This window comes from Flavobacterium potami, from assembly GCF_020026915.1.
GTDB lineage: Bacteria > Bacteroidota > Bacteroidia > Flavobacteriales > Flavobacteriaceae > Flavobacterium > Flavobacterium potami.
The window spans coordinates 332,123-354,239 of sequence record NZ_JAINUY010000002.1; the positions used below are offsets into that span (position 1 = coordinate 332,123).

At 32.7% G+C, this 22,117-nt stretch carries 18 protein-coding genes; 13 read left to right on the forward strand and 5 right to left on the reverse strand.

Annotated features, from left to right (window positions below):
* Positions 1 to 5: 5 nt before the first annotated feature.
* From K6T82_RS07245 to K6T82_RS07255, 3 genes are all read right to left on the reverse strand, one after another.
* Positions 6 to 389, reverse strand: coding sequence for a RidA family protein (locus tag K6T82_RS07245; protein WP_184164127.1), 384 nt, complete (start codon positions 387 to 389; stop codon positions 6 to 8).
* Positions 390 to 537: 148 nt separating this feature from the next.
* Complete coding sequence (locus tag K6T82_RS07250; RefSeq protein WP_223705268.1) at positions 538 to 843, reverse strand: chaperone modulator CbpM; 306 nt, start codon at positions 841 to 843, stop codon at positions 538 to 540.
* Positions 833 to 1,759, reverse strand: coding sequence for a DnaJ C-terminal domain-containing protein (locus K6T82_RS07255; protein WP_223705269.1), 927 nt, complete (start codon positions 1,757 to 1,759; stop codon positions 833 to 835). The genes K6T82_RS07250 and K6T82_RS07255 overlap by 11 nt, the downstream gene beginning before the upstream one ends.
* A 319-nt stretch (positions 1,760 to 2,078) precedes the next feature.
* Between K6T82_RS07255 and K6T82_RS07260 the strand changes: the two genes are divergently transcribed.
* Positions 2,079 to 2,792 (forward strand): hypothetical protein, encoded by a 714-nt coding sequence (locus K6T82_RS07260; RefSeq protein WP_223705270.1) that lies wholly within the window; start codon positions 2,079 to 2,081, stop codon positions 2,790 to 2,792.
* 111 nt (positions 2,793 to 2,903) lie between these two features.
* On the opposite strand, the gene K6T82_RS07265 is transcribed toward K6T82_RS07260, so the two are convergent.
* Positions 2,904 to 3,431, reverse strand: coding sequence for a hypothetical protein (locus tag K6T82_RS07265; protein WP_223705271.1), 528 nt, complete (start codon positions 3,429 to 3,431; stop codon positions 2,904 to 2,906).
* 254 nt (positions 3,432 to 3,685) lie between these two features.
* Between K6T82_RS07265 and guaA the strand changes: the two genes are divergently transcribed.
* The 11 genes from guaA to K6T82_RS07320 all read left to right on the forward strand — a co-directional run bounded on the left by guaA (position 3,686) and on the right by K6T82_RS07320 (position 18,903).
* Positions 3,686 to 5,215, forward strand: a complete 1,530-nt coding sequence (guaA, locus tag K6T82_RS07270; protein ID WP_223705272.1) for a glutamine-hydrolyzing GMP synthase — start codon at positions 3,686 to 3,688, stop codon at positions 5,213 to 5,215.
* Positions 5,216 to 5,390: 175 nt separating this feature from the next.
* The gene (locus K6T82_RS07275; protein ID WP_223705273.1) at positions 5,391 to 7,301 is read left to right on the forward strand and encodes a LysM peptidoglycan-binding domain-containing protein; all 1,911 of its coding nucleotides are present in this window, start codon (positions 5,391 to 5,393) and stop codon (positions 7,299 to 7,301) included.
* 94 nt (positions 7,302 to 7,395) lie between these two features.
* On the forward strand, positions 7,396 to 9,468 hold the full coding sequence (locus K6T82_RS07280; protein WP_223705274.1) for a PBP1 and LysM peptidoglycan-binding domain-containing protein: 2,073 nt from the start codon (positions 7,396 to 7,398) through the stop codon (positions 9,466 to 9,468).
* Entirely contained in the window at positions 9,468 to 9,869 is a 402-nt protein-coding gene (locus tag K6T82_RS07285) for an OsmC family protein (protein ID WP_223705275.1), read from the forward strand. The genes K6T82_RS07280 and K6T82_RS07285 overlap by 1 nt, the downstream gene beginning before the upstream one ends.
* Positions 9,870 to 10,327: 458 nt before the next feature.
* Complete coding sequence (gene nagB / locus K6T82_RS07290) at positions 10,328 to 12,256, forward strand: glucosamine-6-phosphate deaminase (protein ID WP_223705276.1); 1,929 nt, start codon at positions 10,328 to 10,330, stop codon at positions 12,254 to 12,256.
* 284 nt (positions 12,257 to 12,540) lie between these two features.
* A complete protein-coding gene (locus K6T82_RS07295) occupies positions 12,541 to 12,771 on the forward strand; it encodes a DUF3820 family protein (RefSeq protein ID WP_111286778.1) in 231 nt (76 codons plus the stop codon).
* Between the two features lie 109 nt (positions 12,772 to 12,880).
* Positions 12,881 to 13,576 (forward strand): tetratricopeptide repeat protein, encoded by a 696-nt coding sequence (locus tag K6T82_RS07300; RefSeq protein WP_223705277.1) that lies wholly within the window; start codon positions 12,881 to 12,883, stop codon positions 13,574 to 13,576.
* A gap of 249 nt (positions 13,577 to 13,825) precedes the next feature.
* Complete coding sequence (locus K6T82_RS07305; RefSeq protein WP_223705278.1) at positions 13,826 to 15,439, forward strand: CTP synthase; 1,614 nt, start codon at positions 13,826 to 13,828, stop codon at positions 15,437 to 15,439.
* Between the two features lie 79 nt (positions 15,440 to 15,518).
* Entirely contained in the window at positions 15,519 to 17,432 is a 1,914-nt protein-coding gene (yidC, locus tag K6T82_RS07310) for a membrane protein insertase YidC (RefSeq protein WP_223705279.1), read from the forward strand.
* Positions 17,433 to 17,530: 98 nt separating this feature from the next.
* Positions 17,531 to 18,256, forward strand: coding sequence for a toxin-antitoxin system YwqK family antitoxin (locus K6T82_RS07315; RefSeq protein WP_223705280.1), 726 nt, complete (start codon positions 17,531 to 17,533; stop codon positions 18,254 to 18,256).
* Between the two features lie 89 nt (positions 18,257 to 18,345).
* Positions 18,346 to 18,903: a DUF4956 domain-containing protein gene (locus tag K6T82_RS07320; RefSeq protein WP_223705281.1), complete on the forward strand. Its 558-nt coding sequence runs from the start codon at positions 18,346 to 18,348 to the stop codon at positions 18,901 to 18,903.
* On the opposite strand, the gene K6T82_RS07325 is transcribed toward K6T82_RS07320, so the two are convergent.
* Positions 18,897 to 20,777: a PEP/pyruvate-binding domain-containing protein gene (locus K6T82_RS07325; protein ID WP_223705282.1), complete on the reverse strand. Its 1,881-nt coding sequence runs from the start codon at positions 20,775 to 20,777 to the stop codon at positions 18,897 to 18,899. The genes K6T82_RS07320 and K6T82_RS07325 overlap by 7 nt on opposite strands.
* 143 nt (positions 20,778 to 20,920) lie before the next feature.
* Here K6T82_RS07325 and mnmA point away from each other — a divergent pair, with 143 nt between their 5' ends.
* Entirely contained in the window at positions 20,921 to 22,108 is a 1,188-nt protein-coding gene (mnmA, locus tag K6T82_RS07330) for a tRNA 2-thiouridine(34) synthase MnmA (RefSeq protein ID WP_223705283.1), read from the forward strand.
* The last annotated feature ends 9 nt before the right edge of the window (positions 22,109 to 22,117 follow it).

Below are 22,117 nucleotides of genomic sequence, written 5' to 3' on the forward strand. Positions count from 1 at the left end.
AAATATTACTGAACAACAGCAGTAAATTCGATTTCAACCAAATATTCAGGAGCGACTAATTGATTGATGCCATAAAAACCAGTGGTTGGTTTTACGTCTTTAAAGAATGCTGCGTGTGCTCTTGCCACTTCTTCAAAAGTAGAAACGTCTGTTGTAAAAATTCTCGTTCTGATTACATCTTTAATTCCAACATTCAAATCTTCTAAAACTTTTTCAACACGTTCAATTATATTATAAGTCTGAGCATAAGCGTCGTCTGCTTTTACTTTGTCACCATCAACAATGGCAACAGTTCCAGAAACTTCAATGATATTTCCAATTCTTACGGCGCGGCAGTATCCCATTTTGTCTTCCCACGGAGATCCAGTTAAGATGTTTTCTCTTTTCATTTTGTATAATTTGCGAATTTGTTTGTTGAGTTTTAAAAGCAAATTCAGGTTAATTAATAGGTCGCAATTTAAGAATTAGGATTCTGAAAGGGACTAAAAAAAGCTTGAAATCAAATCGGAAATCAAGCTTTTTTGTGATATTAAATCGTTATTCTGTTTCTTTTTCTTCATAAAGGCGAAGCTTATTTTGTATGGTATTTATATTTTTTTGTAAAGATTCAATCTTACTTAAAAGATTGGCGATTACATCAATACCTTCGAGATTAATTTTAAGGTCATAATGCATTCGAATCATTTTTTCTACCGTTGGAAGTTGTTCTGGTTCCAAATATTGATCATTTTCTTGCATAATAATATGAATTAGTCCGTAATTATGAAGTTCGGTTATAAAAGTGTTTTCAATTTCGTGATACAAACAAAACTGCTTTATCTGGATTAGATTTTTATTTTTCATCTTTTTTAAGTTTTGCTAATTCTTCAAATAATTCTTTTTCTTTATCCGACAATTTTGTTGGGATTTTTATGGTGTAAGTGATGTATAAATCGCCAAACTGATTCTCTTTTTTATAAATAGGAAAGCCTTTTCCTTTTAATTTCACTTTCGTTCCAGGCTGTGTTTCTGCGGGAACTTTAATTTTTACTATTCCATCAAAAGTATTAATGTACGTTTCACCGCCTAAAATAGCGGTGTACAAATCCAAAGGAGCGTCTGTATATAAATTATTGCCCTCGCGTTTAAAATCTGAATTATTGGCAATAGAAAAAGTGATGAACAAATCGCCATTTGGTCCGCCATTTACCCCAGGTCCGCCATGATTTGGAATTTTGATAATTTGACCATTTTCGACACCTGCAGGAATTGTAATTCGGATGTTTTTTCCATTTACGGTCAAGCTTTGTTTGTGTGTGGTGTAAGCTGAGGCAAGATCCAATTCCAATTCAGCATTAAAATCCTGACCTCTATATTTCGATTGCGATCTGCTTCTTCCTCCGCCATACATCGAATTGAAGAAGTCAGAGAAATCACTTCCAGAAAAATCACCTCCGCCAAAACCCGAAAAATCTCCTCCAGAATATTGAGAACCGCTTTGTTGTCTGCTTTGCTGCTGATTTGGATCGTAACCTGCTTTTTCGAATTCGTCGGCATGTTTCCAGTCTTTTCCGTACTTGTCGTATTTTTTACGATTTTCTGGATTGCTCAGAACTTCATTAGCTTCATTGATTTCCTTGAACTTTTTTTCTGCTTCTTTATCATTCGGATTTAAATCAGGATGATATTTTCGAGCCAGTTTTCGATATGCTTTTTTGATTTCTGCTTCAGTTGCAGATTTTGTAACATCTAATGCCTTGTAGTAATCGATATAATCCATTTTTTGTAAGATTTAATAAATGGTATAATAAAGTATTGAAGTTAAGAATAAGTTGTTAGAAATCAAAATAATGAACGTGTTTTAAGATTAAATAAAAGCATTAAAAAGATTAAGTTTTTGGATTTTGAGGTTTTTTAAATTGAAGTTTGTTTTTTATGAAATAAAAAAAAATGGCAGGTTTTTTGATTCCAAAAATTAGCTTAATTTATTGTTATAAAACTCCTAAAGTTGCCGAGCCTAATTAAATTATACTATTTTTGTGATGCTGGACTTTTGATTTTGTATTAATTATAAAAGCCGATTCGATAAAACTATTTCAATGAAGCACATTTTATTATTCATATTGTTTTTTACTGCGATGTCAGTATCAGCCCAAGGTGAATTTAATTCTAAATTCAAAGCTATTCCGGCACCTAAGTTTAGTGCAAAACCAAAGAAAACTCCGATTCCGGAAGTAAAAGATCCTCAGGCAGACGTTAGTGATATTCCGGCTATTAAAACACCGAATGTTTTTGAAAATACCACTATAACTCCAAAATCAAAATTTCAGATTGGAGAAGAAAAAAGCAAATTTACAATGTCTACAGAAACCGATTTTGCCAACCCTGGCGATCGTTATGTGGCGAAAATGGAAAAAGACCTGAACAAAGCATTAAAAGATGCAGGATTGAGGGAAGGACGTGGTGTATTAGTGAAAAAGAATATTTCACTGGGAGATTTTAAAACTAAATCAGAATATTTTATTGTAAAATTCCGTGATTTTGGAGCAATTGATGGCGATTTAGTGAAAGTGTCTTCAAATGATGTTGTGGTTAGGGACCGAATTTTATTAGATTCCAATTTTCAACAAGTCAAAATTAATCTTACACCAGGTTTCAATAAATTAGATTTCGAAGCTTTAAATATAGGTACACTTGGAGGAAATACTGCAGAAATACAAGTATACGATGACAAAGGAGCATTGGTTACCAATGATTATTGGGACAATCTTGCAGCAGGATTTAAAGCATCTATAGTGGTAACGAAAGAGTAGAGCGCTTTCAGTGCTAGTAGCAAAGTGTCAAAGGTTCAAAGAAACAAAGTTTTAAAACTTCGTTTCTTTGAACCTTTGTTACTCTGTCACTTTGTTACTTTGTTACTTTGATCAAAATGGATCCGCAGTAACTCTAAACTTCATATCTGCTTTTACAGTTACATCTTTAGTTAATGTTTCTTTCAATGTTACTTGAGTTCTTATTTTGTAACTGTCTGCTTTAATGTATTGATCCAGTTTTTTATCTGTACAGATCAAATCTATTGTGTTGCTGGATACGTTGATATTATCGGCATAAGCCAATTCAATTTCGTCAGAATTTGTTGTTGAGATGTACAAATGAACCGATTTTAAAAACGTAAAAGTTTTATCAGACGGATCGGAGATAGATAATTTCAGCGATCTGATTTTTACATCTTTCACCAAACTTGCTTTTGTTTTATTGTTCTCAAATTCAGCAGAAGAATTAGTTGTAACTTCTGGTGTAATAATTTCTGATGGTAAATTAATGGGAGATGAACTTTTGATTTTAATTGAAGTTGCATTCGAAATATTGAATGATAATAAATCATCTACAGCATCACAAGAAGTTAAGAAAAGAGATAAACAAATGGTTAAGGCAATAAATTTTGATTTCATAGTTAATTTAAAATTGGATTTTTCGTTAGATACGAGTTTTTTCTGGAAAAGGTTTTTCTTTAGAGTGACAAAGTTACAAAGTTACAAAGGTGCAAAGGTGCAAAGGTGCAAAGTTAAATAGGTTGACACCTTTAAGTCAACCTCTGAACCTTTGTCACTTTGTCACTTTGTAGCTAAAATCGGAACGTTGAAAAAAAATATTTTTTTTCAACGTTCCGATTTTTCATTTTCAAATATAAAAAGTACTTTTGCGCATGCAACACAACGTACTTATTTTAGATTTCGGATCGCAATATACTCAGCTTATTGCGCGTAGAGTTCGCGAATTAAATATATTCTGCGAAATTTTTCCTTACAATCACATTCCAAGTGATTTATCAAGTTATAAAGCCGTAATTTTAGGAGGAAGCCCATTCTCTGTTAGAGGAGAAGATGCACCACATCCTGATTTATCGCAAATTAGAGGTAAAATGCCTTTGCTTGCTGTTTGTTACGGAGCACAATATTTAGCACACTTTAGTGGTGGAGAAGTTGCTGCTTCAAACACAAGAGAATACGGAAGAGCTAACTTGTCTTATATTAAAGAAAATGAAACTTTCTTTGACGGAGTTTCACCAAACAGCCAAGTTTGGATGAGTCATAGCGATAGTATCAAAGCACTTCCAACAAATGCTGTAAAATTAGCAAGCACACATGACGTAGAATTCGCAGCTTACAAAATTGAAGGTGAAACTACTTATGCAATTCAATACCATCCAGAAGTTTACCATTCTACAGAAGGAGCAAAAATGTTAGAGAACTTTTTAGTAAAAATTGCTGAAGTTCCTCAAAACTTTACTCCAAATGCTTTCGTGGAAGAAATGGTAGCAGAATTGAAAGAAAAATTAGGAAACGACAAAGTAGTTCTTGGTTTATCTGGAGGAGTAGATTCTACCGTAGCAGCAGTTTTATTAAACAAAGCAATCGGACAAAATTTATATTGCATCTTCGTTAACAACGGACTTTTGCGTAAAAACGAATTCCAAAATGTATTAGATCAATACAAAGGAATGGGATTAAATGTAAAAGGTGTAGATGCAGGAGATCGTTTCCTTGGCGAATTAGCAGGAATCAGTGATCCTGAAACAAAACGTAAAACAATCGGTCGTGTATTTATCGAAGTTTTTGATGATGAATCACACTTGTTAGAAGACGTAAAATGGTTGGCACAAGGAACAATTTACCCAGACGTAATCGAATCTGTTTCGGTAAAAGGACCATCTGCAACTATTAAATCGCACCACAACGTTGGTGGATTGCCAGATTATATGAAATTGAAAATTGTTGAACCACTTAGAATGCTTTTCAAAGATGAAGTAAGAAGAGTTGGTGCTTCATTAGGAATAGATCCAGAATTATTAGGAAGACATCCTTTTCCAGGACCTGGATTATCAATTAGAATTTTAGGAGATATTACTCCAGAGAAAGTTAGAATTTTACAAGATGTAGATTCTGTTTTTATTGAAGGATTAAAATCTTGGGAATTATACGATAAAGTTTGGCAGGCTGGAGCAATTTTGCTTCCTGTAAACTCTGTTGGTGTGATGGGTGATGAGCGTACTTACGAAAAAGTAGTAGCGCTTAGAGCTGTTGAATCTACTGATGGTATGACTGCTGACTGGGTTCACTTGCCTTACGATTTCTTGATGAAAGTCTCAAACGACATCATCAATAAAGTAAAAGGCGTGAATCGTGTAGTTTACGATATTAGTTCAAAACCACCTGCAACAATTGAGTGGGAATAAGTCTTAGTCATTAGAATAAAATAAAAAAATGCCCATATTTTTATGGGCATTTTTTGTTTATAGGCGCAATTAAAGAAAAATGTTATAAGTTGTAACAAACATATCAATAAGAATAGTGCTGTTTTTAAAATTAAGTTACATTTGTAATGCCTTAATTTTTTATAACCTACTATTTATGAGAGAACTTTTAACGATTTCTCTTGTCTTTGTTTTGTCTTTTAACAAAATAACTGCGCAAGATTCAATTATTGAACACCAAATTCAAAAAGGAGAAACTGCTTATTTTATAGCCCAAAAATATAAGGTTTCTATCGATGAGATTTACAAACTGAATCCAGAATCTCAGAACGGAATCAAAGACAATCAAATTATTAAGATTCCAGTTCACCCGTCAGAAATTACAAGTTCAAAACAACAGACTCATATTGTTGCGCCAAAAGAGACATTATTTGGCTTGTCTAAACAATATCATGTTTCGGTTGAATCTATTCAAAATGCCAATAAGGATATTTTGATAAACGGACTTCAGGTTGGTCAAGAATTAATTATTCCTCAAAATTCAGATATCTCTAAATCAGAAGTTGCTGTTTCTTCAAAAATGACACATCAGGTTGTGGCTAAAGAATCTCTGTTTAGCATTGCCAGACAATACAATGTTTCGGTCCAGGATTTAGAAAATTTAAACAAAGACATCTTAATTAACGGATTGCAGATTGGTCAGACGATTTCAATCCCAAACAAAAGAAAAACGTTAGACGGAAGAGTTCGTGTTATTAATCAGGAAACTGTTTTTCATGTTGTTGAGCCTAAAGAAACTAAGTTTTCGATTGCTAAGAAATACGGAATTTCAATAGATCAATTAGAATCTCAAAACCCAGAAATCGTAAACGGACTAGTTGTTGGGAACAAATTGGCGATTAATACCGCAGCAATAAAACCAGCCAACGAAAGCGAAGAATTGATGTTGGCTCTGGCTGAAAAACAAGTTGTGGTTGAGAAAACAAAAGCCAAAACAGTTGAAATTGAAGATTTGAAAGATCGTTTGGTTGTTCAGAAAGAAATGAATCAGAAAATTATAAAGATTAATGATTTGAAAGTGAATCTGAACGACATGAACGGTTCTAAAGAAAACTCGGTAGAAAAATTACGTTTGGTTTTGGAAGCCAATAAAAATGTTCAGGATATTTTGATGGCAAAATTAGATTCGCTTGTTGTTGCCATGAATAATGATTTGAAAGAGTTAAAGCGAATGGATATCTTAAATATTGAAGAATCTAAAAGATTAGAAAAACAATCTTCTGATGGTATCAATAAAACAAATGAATTATCCTCTCAGCTGAAAAAAGAATTAGCAGAAAACAGAAAGGTTTATGCTGGTTTAATGAATAAAGTAGAAAAAATTGCTGTTGAGGAAAATCAGGAGTACAAGAAGAAAATCCGCGAAAGCGAAAAATACAATAACACAACTTCTTTGCAGCAACGTTTGTCTTTGGAAGAAATAAAAAAGTACAAAGTTGAGCAGGAGCAGGGAGATAAGCAAAATCAGCTTTTAATTGCGAAAATAGATTCCTTAGACAATCAGAAAAAAATCGAAGTAAAAAGACATATCAGCAAAGCTTCCTATTATAGTATGGAGGCGAGAAAGTTTGATGATAAATTGGCATTGATTAAACTAAAAAAATATCAGGACGAAGCGGTTAAAAAACAGAAAAAAAATGATACGGAGGAAAAATCAAAAATAATTTCATTGGAAGAAATGAAACAAGAATTGAAAGACAATCCGTTAAGAGGCGACAAAACAGTAAAAGTGGAAGTTTATGATAATCTTAGAGAAGTTTCAAACGGGTATTACTTAGTTTTAGGTATATTTACAGACGCAGTTGACCGAGATAAGTTTATTATGAAACTCATTGATTCTGGCGATTTTAATGCTAGTTTCTTTTTTAATATTAACAGCCTTTCCTACTATGTTTATAGTGATAAATTCGAAAACATGGAAGAAGTGCTTTATCAATGCAAGAAAAAAGAAGAAGATGAGTTATATAAAGATATTATGATTGCCAAAGTTGAGATCGATTTGAGGTGATTTTTTATCGGAATAAACAAACGGCGCGAATTTTGCATTTGGTGAAATTGTCACTTATTTTAGAATTAGAAATTAAATTGTTTTAAGCCATATTATGAAATATTATTTAACATTATTGTCTCTTGTATTTTTTATCTCTTCAAGCGCATTTTCGCAAGAAAAAGTGGTGAAGTATAAAGTATCAAGTGGCGAAACTATTAATCAGATTGCTCAGAAATTTAAGGTAACACCTTATGATATCTACCAGTTGAATCCAGATGCGAGAAAAGGGGTAACGCCTAACTCTGTATTGTTGATTCCGACGAAGACAGGAGAAGCAAAAAAAGAAGTTTCTGAAACGAAAACCGCTACAACTTCTGGAAAAGAGATTATTCACGAAGTGCAGCCAAAAGAAACTTTTTACAGCATTGAGCATAAGTACGGAATTTCAGATGAAGCTTTAAAAGCGGCAAATCCATTTTTGGAAAAAACAGGTGTTCAAATCGGACAGAAATTGGTGATTCCAGCAAAAGGTTCTGCGCCAAAAACAGCTTCAAAGCCAGCAAAAGAAAAAGTTGCCGAAAAATACGTTTATCATGATGTACAGCCAAAGGAAACTAAATTTGGCATTGCGAAACAATACAATATGACTGTTGACGAATTGGAAAAACGTAATCCAGATATAGTTAACAATTTGCCTGTTGGTTATAGATTAACCATAAAAGGAAAAGCTCCAAAAACAGAATCTGCTCCTGTAGAAACTGCAAAAGCTGTAGAAACTAAAAAAACTGCTGAAACCTCAAAGAAAGCAGTGACTTACATGGAGTATCAAGTAAAACCAAAAGAGACTTTTTATAGTTTAGGAAGAGTTTTCCATTTGTCTCAAGACGAATTAGTGGCTTTAAATCCGTCTCTTTCTGAGGGGGTAAAAGAAGGAATGGTTTTGAAAGTTCCAACTGGATATGTAGCCCCAGCTCCAATCGTTACGGCTCAAATACCAGACAAACCAGCTGATTCTTCAGTAAGCAAGCCGGTTGAAAATACAGGTAGTGGAATCAAAATTGTTGATAAAGTAAAATCGACTGAAAACGATAATGTAGAAATTGTAGAATTAAGTAAAAAGAGAGGAGCAAACGAACGTAAGAAAGTAGTTTTATTGTTGCCTTTTAATATGTCGAAAATTCAAAGTGATACTACTGGAACGGGTAATAGAATTAAAAATGACAAATTCTTAAACATGACTTTAGATTTTTATGCTGGAGCCATGATGGCAATTGATTCTGCTAAAACATTGAAATTGCCAATTGATGTTGCTATATATGATTCTCAGGAAACAAAGACGACTTCAAATGTTTCAGGTCTGATTTCTAAACTTCAGGATGCAGATGCGGTTGTAGGGCCTTTTTATCAAAGCAATGCTGAAGCAACGGCAAATACACTTCGTATGTATAATGTTCCTGTTATTTCGCCTTTGTCAAAAGATAGTGCTAATCCGATTGAAAACTTATATCAATCTATACCAGCTAGTGATGTGATTAAAAATGCCATGTTTGATTATATGCGTTCTAAAAACGGAAATATTGTGGCGGTTGTGGACAAGAAAAAAGAGTCGATTATTAATTATATAAAACAAAACCAAAGAGGAGTTGCATTTGCGTCTCTTACAGAAACAGGAGGTTTGGATGCGGCTAGTTTGAAAAGCTTGCTGATGCCAAATCGAATGAATTATGTTGTTATGGAAACGGGAAATACTGCAATGGTTAAAGCAACAATCAAAGCAATGATCGATTCTCAAAAAACTTGCCAAGTGCAATTGGTGATTTTAGAGCCAAACAGTACATTGGATACTGATGAAATCAGTTTTGAAAATTTGGTAAAACTGAAATTGATGTATCCATCTGTAACACGTGAAAGTGATGAACAATCGGTTTTAATTTTTGAAAAAGAATACCGTTTGAAAAACAAAGCAAATCCAACAACGTATGCAACAAGAGGATTTGACGTAACCTTTGATACAATGATGCGTTTGGTGCAAGGGAAAACATTTCAAGAAACAGCTGATTTAATGACGACTCAGCAAGTAGATAATAAGTTTCAATATTATAGAAAAGAAGATGGCGGACACGCTAATAAAGGAGTGTACATCTTATATTACGACAGTGATTTAACTTTAAAAGTAGCAAATTAATGACATCAAAAGTAACCTATTTAGGAGATTTAAGAACAAGTTCAATCCATGTGCAATCAGGAAGCGAAATAATTTCTGATGCACCATTAGATAATAACGGAAAAGGAGAAGCATTTTCTCCAACAGATACAGTTGCGAATGCACTGGCAAGTTGCATGATAACCATTATGGGGATTAAAGCCCGTGATTTGGAAGTAGATTTTGTAGGTTCTACTGCAGAAGTAACAAAAATAATGAATGCAGAGCCAAGAAGAATTGGCGCAATCGAAATTGTTTTTGAAATGCAAGGAGTTGCTGATGAAAAAAGCAGAACCATTTTAGAACGTGCTGCCATGACTTGTCCTGTGTTTCTTAGTTTGAGCAGTGAAATTGAAAAAAGGATTACTTTTAACTGGAAGTAATATTTTCTTCGAATATAAAGCAAAAGCCATCTGATTTTTCTTCAGATGGCTTTTTTGTTTTTAGGTCTCTTAATTTTTTATATGTTTTTTAAAGAGCAAATTTCGTCTTTTTTGCAGGTTAGTCGATTTGTTTGCAAAAAAAATGAAGTTAGATTTAAAATGTATTTCGTAGAAAAGAATCCATATAAATACTGAAATGCAAATAATTAACAAAAATTTCATAACTTAATTGACAATTGACAAAATTTAATATATTACTTTTGTTTTGCAAAAAAAATGCAGATATTTGCATAAATTGCGCACAGAGGAATTGAATAGAAGTTTTATAACGGTAATGTTTAAGGCTTTGGGAGAAAATTTCAATAGTTGCAAAAAATATATTTATAGGAGCGTTTAAATTGCTTTCTAGTTTATGATGTTTTTTTAATGTTGAATCACAAAATAAAAAATAATATATCATGTTAAAAAGTAAAATCGACAAGGCAACAGGTTTCGAAAAACGATTCGAAAACATCAATACAGTTGTTTTTGAAAACTCAACAGAAGCTTCAAAAGAAGTAGCGCAAGAAATTGCAGCTTTAATCAAAGAAAAACAAAAAGAAGGTAAACCTTGTATTTTAGGTTTGGCAACAGGATCTTCTCCAAAAGGACTTTACGCTGAATTAGTGCGTTTGCATAAAGAAGAAGGTTTGAGTTTTAAAAACGTAATCAGTTTTAACTTGGATGAATACTATCCAATGGAACCAAATTCAATCAACAGTTATGTTCGTTTCATGAAAGAACTTTTGTTTGATCATGTCGATATTTTACCTGAAAATGCTCACGTTCCAGACGGACTTTTGACAAAAGAACAAATTGCAGATTACTGCCACGATTACGAAGCAAAAATCGAAGCTTTAGGCGGAATTGATCTTCAGATTCTTGGAATTGGAGGTAACGGACATATTGGGTTTAACGAATCAGGTTCGCTTCAAAACTCTAAAACACGTTTAGTGGCTCTAGATCATATTACAAGAGTTGCGGCTAGTAAAGATTTTTATGGTTTGAATAATACGCCAAGAACTGCAATTACACTTGGGGTTAAAAAAATCATGGAAGCAAAAAGAGTAATCTTATTAGCTTGGGGAGAAGGAAAAGCAAATATTGTAAAAAAATCTGTTGAAGATGAAGTTACAAATAGAGTTCCTGCTTCATTCTTGCAAGAACACAATAATGCGGTTTTTATTTTAGATAAAGAAGCTTCTTCAAAATTAACGAGAATTAACAAACCTTGGTTAGTTGAAAAAATCGTTTGGACAGATAAATTGACTCGTAAAGCCGTTTTAGGATTGGCATTAGATCTTAAAAAACCAATTTTGATGCTTACAGATGCAGATTATATCGAAAACGGTATGAGTGATTTGTTGGCAGATTCAGGTCCAGCTTACGATACAAATATTAAAATTTTCAATAAATTACAAAATACAATTACAGGTTGGCCAGGCGGAAAACCAAATGCAGACGATTCAAACCGTCCGGAAAGAGCGGAGCCAGCTAAAAAACGTGTATTGATTTTTTCTCCACACCCTGATGATGATATTATTAGTATGGGAGGAACTTTTATGCGTTTGCAAGAGCAAGGACATGAAGTGCATGTTGCTTACCAAACTTCTGGAAACATTGCAGTTGCAGATGATGAAGCGTTACGTTTTGCAAGATTCGTAATTGATTACAACGAGAAATTCGGAATCAAAAGTGCAGAAGCAGATGATATTTATAAAAAAGCAGAAGCTTTCTTGAAGAATAAAAAGAACAGTGAAATTGATATTCCAGAAGTTCGTTATATTAAAGGTTTAATTAGAAAAGGAGAGGCGAGAGCAACAAGTCATTTTGTTGGTTTGCCGGATTCTCAAATTCATTTTATGGAATTGCCTTTCTATGAAACTGGAACAATCGAGAAAAAACCAATCGGAGCAGAAGATATTCAGTTGACAGTTGATTTAATTGAAAAAATTAAACCACACCAGATTTATGCAGCTGGAGATTTAGCAGATCCACACGGAACACACAAAGTTTGTTTGGATGCTATTTTTGAAGCGGTAAAAGTTTTAAAACCAAAAGAATTTATGAACGATTGTTGGTTATGGTTGTACCGTGGTGCTTGGCAAGAATGGGGAATTGACGAAGTTGAAATGGCAGTTCCAATGAGTCCTGATCAAGTTTTATCAAAACGTCATGGAATTTTCAAACACCAATCTCAAAAAGATGGAGTTGTTTTTCAAGGAACAGATGCAAGAGAGTTCTGGCAAAGAGCAGAAGACAGAAACCGCGAAACAGCAGCTTTGTATCACCAATTAGGTTTAGCAACTTATGCGGCTATGGAAGCTTTCGTGAGATGGCACTACTAGAAAGTGACAAAGGCTCAAAGTGACAAAGGGACAGAGGTTTCTAATCTTTGGGTAAATTAAATCATATTTTTGAAGCAGGGAGAGGGAACGGGTATAAGTTCTTTTTTCTTGCTTCTTTTTTTAGGTTATAAGGTACTGAGGCTTTGAGGTTCTAAGTTTTTTAATCTGTGTGAATCCTTTTAATCTGTAGCAAAAGAAAAAATAAATGTTAGTTTTGCATGAAGCTGAAGTAAGCGGAAAGGCGAATAAGTCTTTCATCTTGCTTCTTTCCTCTTTAAAAATCTATGGACCAAGACAAAAAACAACTCATAAAACTAGCCCACACCAAAATGCCTTTCGGGAAATATGAAGGACGATATTTAATTGATCTTCCAGAATATTACGTCGTTTGGTATCATAATAAAGGATTTCCAAAGGGAGAATTGGGACAGCAGTTGCAACTTATTTATGAATTGAAGCTAAATGGTTTGGAAGAATTGATTCGAAATATTAAGAAGCAATATCCGAAACCTTAAAGTATCATGGCTCAGTCTTAGAGCGCTTTAGTCTTATTTTGTTGTTTTTTTTGCTTTTAAAGGCTATTTATTTCTTGTCATATAATTATTCTTGTTTAAAAGGATTTGTATGAAGAGTTTGAAAAAAATCACATTTTTGTTTTTCTGTATTGCTCAAGTTTCTTTTTCCCAACGTCAAGATGTAAATCAATTATTGATAGATGGAGAAAAAGCATATTTAGAAAACAATTTTTTATTAGCAAAAGATATTTATTTAAAAGCAGTAAGTCTTGGTAAAGAAAATAAGGACTGTTGGTTTAATCTGGCAACATCAGAACTAAAATTAGAAGAATATGAAAATGCGTGTGAGCATTTTTATCAAGCTTATCTATTGGATGATGTTGAAGCTTTGAAAGTGATAAAAGAAAACTGTCCTGACTTTAGAAATGGATCAATAATGTCTCTTAATGATGTTGAGGAAAAGCCTAAGTTTATATATGGAAAAAAGGAATACTTACTTATAATAGGTAATGCTTTAAATCCCAAATATACAAGTATTTTAAGGAGTAGATTTAAATGGTCAGGAATTATGTCGAAATACAAAGGAAGTGTTTTTGTTCAATTTAAAGTTAATAAACATGATGGTTTAGATGTAAAAGTATTAAGGGTTAGTGGAAATCAAAAAGAAGCTGAAATTATAAAAAAAGAAATGTTGTCAATTTTAAAAGACTTAGTAGTCTATGTTTCGGCTAAACAGAATGGGGTTAATGTTGATTTATGGGATAAATGGTCGATGACATTCAATTTTTTAATGCTTGGCAAATAAAGCAAAACCTTTTAAATTGAACTGAAATAATTCAATTTGGAAATTAAACTTTAATTTGAAAAAAAAGAAGAGATTCGGGAATTCTTCAATAAGAATCTTATTTTAAACTTAAAATTATTGATTATAAAAACAACTATTCAATCTATTTAAAAAAATACAAATTATCTCATTCTGGAATTGATAAATTGTCTAATTAAATTTGTACTTTTGCCAAGTTTTTTACACAACTACTTACAAACAAACAACAGAATGAATCAAACAAAATATATTTTTGTTACAGGAGGTGTGACCTCTTCATTGGGAAAAGGGATTATCGCGGCATCTTTGGCAAAATTGTTACAAGGAAGAGGATACCGTACAACTATTCAGAAATTTGATCCATACATTAACGTAGATCCGGGGACACTAAACCCGTATGAGCACGGAGAATGTTATGTAACAGATGATGGAGCTGAAACTGACTTAGACTTAGGACACTATGAGCGTTTCTTGAACGTTCCTACTTCTCAGGCTAATAACGTTACTACAGGAAGAGTTTATCTTTCGGTTATTGAAAAAGAAAGAAGAGGAGAATTTTTAGGAAAAACGGTTCAAGTTGTTCCTCATATCACAAACGAAATCAAAGACAGAATGCAATTGCTAGGTAAATCTGGCGATTATGATATTGTTATTACTGAAATTGGTGGTACTGTTGGTGATATCGAATCTCTACCTTATATCGAATCTGTTCGTCAGTTAGTTTGGGAGTTAGGTGAAAATAACGGAATTGTTATTCATTTAACTTTAGTTCCATTTTTGGCTGCAGCGGGTGAATTAAAAACAAAACCAACACAGCATTCTGTTAAAACTTTAATGGAAAGCGGTATTAAAGCCGACATTTTGGTTTGTAGAACTGAGCACGAATTGTCTCAGGAATTACGTCAAAAATTAGCTTTATTCTGTAATGTGAAAAAAGAAGCAGTAATTCAGTCAATTGACGCTTCTACTATATATGAAGTTCCAAATTTAATGCTTGAAGAAGGATTAGATGTTGTAGCTTTAAAGAAATTAGATCTTCCTAAAAAAGCATCTCCAGATCTTAAGACTTGGAATACTTTCTTAAAAAGATTAAAAAGTCCAAAACAAACTGTAAACATTGGTTTGGTTGGAAAATATGTAGAAATGCAAGATTGTTACAAATCTATTTTAGAGGCGTTCATTCATGCAGGTGCTGCAAATGAAACTAAAGTAAATGTAATTTCGATTCACTCTGAGCATATTAATGCTGATAATGTAGAAGAGAAATTAGGTTCATTAGATGGAGTTTTAGTTGCTCCAGGTTTTGGTGAAAGAGGTATTGAAGGAAAAATCGAAGCAGTTCGTTATGTTCGTGAAAACAATATTCCTTTCTTCGGAATTTGTTTAGGAATGCAAATGTCTGTTATCGAATATTCTAGAAATATTTTAGGTTACGCTGAAGCGAATTCCACTGAGATGAACGAAAAAACGTCTCATCCGGTTGTGAATTTAATGGAAGAACAGAAAAATGTAACAGATAAAGGAGGAACAATGCGTTTAGGTGCTTGGAAATGTGATATTAAACCAAATACGTTGGCATTTAAAATCTACGGAGAAAAAACTATTTCGGAGCGTCACCGTCACCGTTATGAGTACAATAACAAATATGCTGATGAATTGCAAAAAGCGGGATTAAAAGCTTCTGGAGTTAATCCTGATACAGGTTTAGTTGAAATTGTAGAGCTTGAAAATCACCCGTTCTTTATTGGTGTACAATATCACCCAGAATACAAAAGTACAGTTGCAAATCCGCACCCGATTTTTGTAAACTTTGTGGCTGCTGCTGTAAATGCACATAAAAAATAATAATTATATTCTAAGAGGTGTAACTTTTAAATTAAACGAATAACTAATAACCTCAAACGAATAACTTTTTTTAAAAATAATGGAAGAAAAAAAATTAGACTTTAATTCAATCATTGGTTTTGTATTGATATTTGGAATTTTGATTTGGATTATGTACCAAAATCAACCTTCTGAAAAAGAAATTGCTGCTGAAAAAGCCAAGAAAGAATTAGTTGCTAAACAAGAAGCACAAGCAAAAGCTGATAAGGCTAAAACTGCATCATTACCAGCTGTGGCTGTAACTCCTGGAGATACGCTACAATTGGCTCAATTGCAAAAAACTTTAGGAGGATTTGCTTATTCTGCAACGCTTCCTTCTGCAAAAGAAGCTTTTACAACAATTGAAAACGAGAAAATTAAACTTAAAATCGCTAATAAAGGTGGTTACATTGTTGAAGCTACTTTAAAAGAATTCGAAAGATTTAAAAAAGGTTCAGGTCAATTAGTGGAGTTAATCAAAAATAATAACTCGAATTTAAATTTACAGCTTCTTACTACAGATAACAGAACATTAAATTCTAAAGATTTGTATTTTGAACCTACTTTAGAAAAAATTGGTGTAGACCAAGTTTTATCTATGCGTTTGAAAGCAGGAGCTAACGAATTTTTAGAATATAAATATATCTTGAAACCAAATGATTATTTAGTTGGTTTTGATATTCGTTCTCAAGGTTTGAATAGAGTTCTAAATTCTGCTAAACCAATTGATTTGCAATGGGATCTAAAAACGTATCGTAATGAAAAAAGTATTTCTTACGAAAATCGTTATGGACAAATTGATTACAAATACGAGGAATCAAAATACAATAATGTAAGTTCTCACGGTCAAGGAAAAGAAGAAACTCCTACTAAAGTAAGTTTTATAGCTTTTAAACAACATTTCTTTACGACAATTTTGTCTACAGAAAAACCTTTTGAAACTTCAAAATTACAATCTGATGATTTAGTTAAGGATGAAAAGATCGATACTGTTTTTACAAAGCAGTTTAGAGCTAATTTGCCTTTAGTATTTACAAATGGTGAGATCGATTACAAAATGAATTTGTATATGGGTCCTGCAGATTATAAGACATTAAAAGCTTACGATAAAAACTTCGAAAAAATCATTCCATTAGGATGGGGTATTTTCGGATGGATCAACAAATGGATTTTTATTCCGTTATTTGGATTCTTAAGTTCAACAATTGGATTGGCATTAGGAATTTCAATTATCATTTTTACCATTATCATCAAATTGGCTATGTCGCCAATTACGTATAAGTCATTCTTGTCTCAGGCTAAAATGAAAGTTTTAAGACCTGATATTGCAGAGTTGGGAGAGAAATTCAAAAAAGACCCAATGAAGAAACAACAGGAAACAATGAAACTGTACAACAAAGCAGGAGTAAACCCAATGGCAGGATGTATTCCAGCATTGATTCAGTTGCCTTTCATGTATGCTTCTTTCCAGTTTTTCCCTGCAGCATTTGAATTAAGACAAAAAAGTTTCCTTTGGGCAGACGATTTATCATCTTTTGACTCGGTTGTAAAATTACCATTCAATATTCCAATGTACGGAGATCACATCAGTTTGTTCCCAATTTTGGCTGCAATTGCGATTTTCTTCTATATGAAAATGACTTCTGGAGATCAGCAAATGGCAGCTCCTCAGCAAGAAGGTATGCCGGATATGGCTAAAATGATGAAAATCATGATTTATGTTTCGCCATTGATGATGTTAATTTTCTTCAACAACTACGGTTCTGGATTGTCTTTATATAACTTTATTTCCAACTTAATTACAATCGGAATTATGTTTGTAATTAAGAATTACATTGTAGATAGTGATAAAATTCACGCTCAGATTCAGGAAAATAAACAAAGAGAACCTAAAAAGCCAAGTAAGTTTCAACAGCGTCTTCAAGAAGTAATGGAACAACAAGAAGCGGCAAAAGCTCAGAATAAAAAGAAATAATTCTCATATAAAAAAAATCCCGATTTAATCGGGATTTTTTTATATCAATATAATTTATAATTTAGATTTTCGTTAAGCTTAAAAACAAAACTATTTCTATGATCTCTAAAAAAATCATATCAGCAATATTATTCTTGTCATCTTTAATTTCTAACGCTCAGGCAGACATCAATAAGGTCGATGCAGCTGGAAAAAAAGACGGGCTTTGGAAAGGTACTTATACAGAATCTAAACGACCTCGTTATGAAGGAACTTTTAATCACGGGAAAGAAACCGGTATTTTTAAATTTTTCGATGATACCAAAAGAGGAGATGTTATCGCTACTAGAGATTTTAGCGCAAATGATGGAAGTTCGTATACTATTTTTTACGATCAAAGCAAAAACAAGGTAAGCGAAGGAAAGGAAGTTGGAAAATCTCGTGAAGGAGAATGGAAATATTACCATAAAGCTTCTAAAGTTTTGATGACGCTTGAGAACTATAAAAATGGTAAGTTAGAAGGGTTGAGAACTATTTATTATCCAAATGCAAATGTTGCAGAAGAGATGATGTATAAAAATGGTATGCAAGAAGGACCGTATAAAAAAATGGGAATAGACGGAACGCTTTTGGAAGAGTCAAATTTTAAAAATAATGAATATAACGGAGATGCTGTTTTTTATGATTCAGACAAATCTGTTGCTTCTAAGGGGAAGTTTGTAAATGGTAAAAAAGCAGGGATGTGGCAGTTTTATCAAAAAGGCAAATTGGTAAAGGAAGTCAATATGAGTGATCCTAAAAATACTAATAAAGCTGCTGAAAAAGGTTCGGCTCCTAAAAAGTAATAGTGTAAAAGCTTTGTGTCTACTTCATTAAAAATAAAATTGATAAAGAATAAAATTGTTTACATTTGAGTAACCAATTATTCTAACCAATGGATTTAAAAGAGCTTTTAGGACGATTTTTATTATTGTTTGTCTCAATTTTAATTCTCTATTTTTTCTCTAACAGAAAAGACAATGCTACTATAAATCCGTTAATGGTGATTGTCGGACTTTGCACTTTTTCTCTTTGTTATCTTTTTACGAAAATAGAAATCGGAGTTGGAATCGGTTTTGGACTTTTTGCTATTTTTTCGATACTTCGGTTTAGAACACAATCTTTTACGGTAAATGCTATAATCTTTCTTTTTGCGACAATAACTTTGTCAATTCTGGATATTATGTATCCGTTTGAAAAGATGGAGCTATTACTTTTCTTTCAGGTCATAATTATCGGATTTTACATTGCTGCTTCAATAATCGTCAATAAAAAAGCTTCAAAATATCTCAATACCGTAGATTTGAAAATTCCGCTTGACGATAATTTTTCTTTAAATTCAGAAGTAATTCGCAAATCAATTCAGGAGAAAATTAAGATTGAAGATTTTGATTTTAAGATTGTTTTGATCAACACGGCAAGCAACGAAATAGATGTATTAATTTTCTATTGATCGTTAAAAGGTCGAACTTGTTTGATGTATAAGTGTCTTTTTTCGCCCACAATTTTAAATTCAATATCAACAGGATGAAATTGGTTTTTACGCCAATAACGGTACATCTTTTCTTCAATTTTTTTACTGACATTAAAAATGTTGCTCATTTCTTTTCGACTCAATAAAGGCTCGTTATTGTTTAGATTTGAATTGGAGGTATAATCGATTTCAAAGTCGGTTTCATCTTTACCATCATTAAAATGATAAGCTACAAATTGTTCGCAGATTTCTCCTTTTTCTGGTTTTACAACCGAGTTTTCTCCTTTTTGAATGTTTACCGTAATGCCGGGGAAATTTTTTCTAAAAAGATTTTTGGTAATGATAACGCCATTTGCCAATTCGTCCGGAAAAGAACGATGTACTAGAACGCCCATTGCGATGTTTTGCTGGTCGATTCCAAAAAGTTCTCTTTCATTATACGAAGCTTCGTTCCAGACACTTGCCCAAACTTGTTTTATAGCTTTTTCGAAAGTTTTGATGCTATCGCCTAATATTCCAGTTTTAGAATCGTACAATCCAGCGCCATTAAAATCGTCTAAATCTTCTGCGTTTGTTGAGGAGCGGAATCGAAAGTTTTTAAATTTTGCATTTTTAAGTGTTTCGTTCAGTTTGGCAATCAATACTGGATTGACATTTTCTTTTTTAATCGCATCTCTGATTTTTTTCAATTGTTTATTAATCCAGACTGTTGAGTCTTTGTGCGGATAAGCTATAAGTTCTGCAATTAAAGGAGAAATTGACGGGTTTTGGATGTGTTTCGTATAAAAATAAAATGGAATAGCGTATGCATCTTCCGGAGTTTTAAACGGAATCTCTTTTGAAATTGCAATTAAATACGCCATGTTCTGCGCTTTTGAGCCAATGTAATTCACTCCCTTTTTAGGAATTGAGGATAAGCTGACTAACTCTGTTACAGAATTGTCAATGATAAGTTTTTTCTTTTTTCCGACTATTTTTACTGAGATTTTCTTAGTTGTTTCTTTAATGAAAAAAGTATCAACCTGAATTTTTAATTCGACTTTTTTAGAAAGTAGGTTTTTAATATTGTTGTCTTTTTCAATATCAGTATAAGCCATAATTGGGATTTTTCTATTTTTTCCCAAAAGAACCAAATGACTCAAAGGTGTCTGAAGCTCACTTACAATTATTCCCCGAACATTTGGAAGAATATCAGGTGTTCCATCCAAAATAATAATTTCGTCGGAATTAGGTTTTAAAGTTTCTAATTCTTTGATTTTGTATTTTTTCAAAATTCCAATGTTACTTCCATGAACAACTTCCTGATACTTTATTTCACCGAAAATATAATCTGATTTAACGCATTGAATTTTAAATTTTCCTTGCTGAAATCCTACCATCATTTCGGGATTATTCAAGTAAAATTTTAATTTTTCGCCTATAAAAGTTGAGCTTTTGACCAAATTGAAAAATCGTTCAATCAATGGAATGGGCATATGGTCTGATGCGGCTAATTCAAAAATCCATTTGTCAGTTCCTTTAATATGATTCAAATTTCCGAGAAGAAAATCTCTGTTTTTTTCGGTGTCACTATAATTTTCATTGTTAAATACATCAAGATCTTTGCTGTAGCCTAAATAATTAGTAACAAAATCGAAGTGCAATAAAATAAGGCTACTGTTGAAGTAATACATTTTCTGTTTTCGGAGATCGTAAATCACCTTTACTGATTCGATGTTGGAGAATTTATCAGACAAAGGTTTTCCTTTAAATGCTTTGTAGGCTTCATAACTTGGAATAGTAGCTGTGAAACGCTGCGCACTTAAAGTAGTGAGTATGAATAGGAAAAATAAACTGTAAATGTATTTTTTCATATCTTTAAAATAGAGGATTAAATGTACTTAAAAAAGCAATAAGTTTTATCTACTGTTGGATTACTTAAACTAATGAAAAGCTTTGTGAAATTCTCTATTATTTGGTGTACCTTTGCAACCTTAAAAAAAATAAACATTTCAAAATGAAACGAGTAGTTGTTGGACTTTCAGGTGGAGTAGATTCTAGTGTTGCCGCTTATTTATTGCAGCAGCAAGGATACGAAGTAATTGGCCTTTTTATGAAGAATTGGCACGATGATTCGGTTACTATTTCTAATGAATGTCCGTGGCTTGAAGACAGTAATGATGCTTTGCTTGTTGCTGAAAAATTAGGTATACCGTTTCAAACTGTGGATTTAAGCGAAGAATATAAAGAAAAAATTGTGGACTATATGTTCAACGAATACGAAAAAGGAAGAACTCCAAATCCTGACGTACTTTGTAATCGCGAAATCAAATTTGATGTGTTTATGAAAATCGCTTTAAGTCTTGGTGCAGATTATGTTGCAACAGGACATTATTGTCAAAAAAACGAAATTGAAGTAGACGGAAAACCTGTTTATCAATTGGTTGCTGGAGTTGACAATAATAAAGATCAATCTTATTTCTTATGTCAGCTTTCGCAAGAGCAATTGTCTAAAGCATTGTTTCCAATTGGAGCTTTAACCAAACCAGAAGTGCGTAAAATCGCAGCTGAAATGGAATTGGTTACAGCAGAAAAGAAAGATTCTCAAGGTTTATGTTTTATTGGGAAAGTTCGACTTCCAGAATTTTTGCAGCAAAAATTACAGCCAAAAGAAGGTAAAATTGTTCAGGTTGATAAAAATGATCCGATTTATGATGTTGAAAAATCTACTGGAATTTCATTAGAAGAAGAGTTAAAACTAGAATCTCATAAACTGGAATATCTTCCAACAATGGGAAAAGTAGTTGGAAAACATCAAGGAGCTCATTATTTTACAGTTGGACAAAGAAAAGGTCTTAATGTTGGAGGAACAACAGATCCTTTATTCGTAATTGCAACCGATGTCGAAACGAATACCATTTATACCGGTTTATCAAGTCAACATCCAGGTTTGTTTAAAAAAGCACTTTTTGTCGGAAAATCAGAAGTTCACTGGATTAGAGAAGATATGATGCTAAAACCAGGAGAAAAAATGGAAGTAATGGCAAGAATCCGTTACCGTCAGCCTTTGCAAAAAGCAGTTTTACATCAGTTTGAAGATGGAATGTATGTAGCTTTTGATGAAGCACAATCTGCTATTACAGAAGGACAATTTGTGGCTTGGTATTTAGAAAATGAATTAGTTGGTTCGGGAGTAATTTCTTAAATTTATACC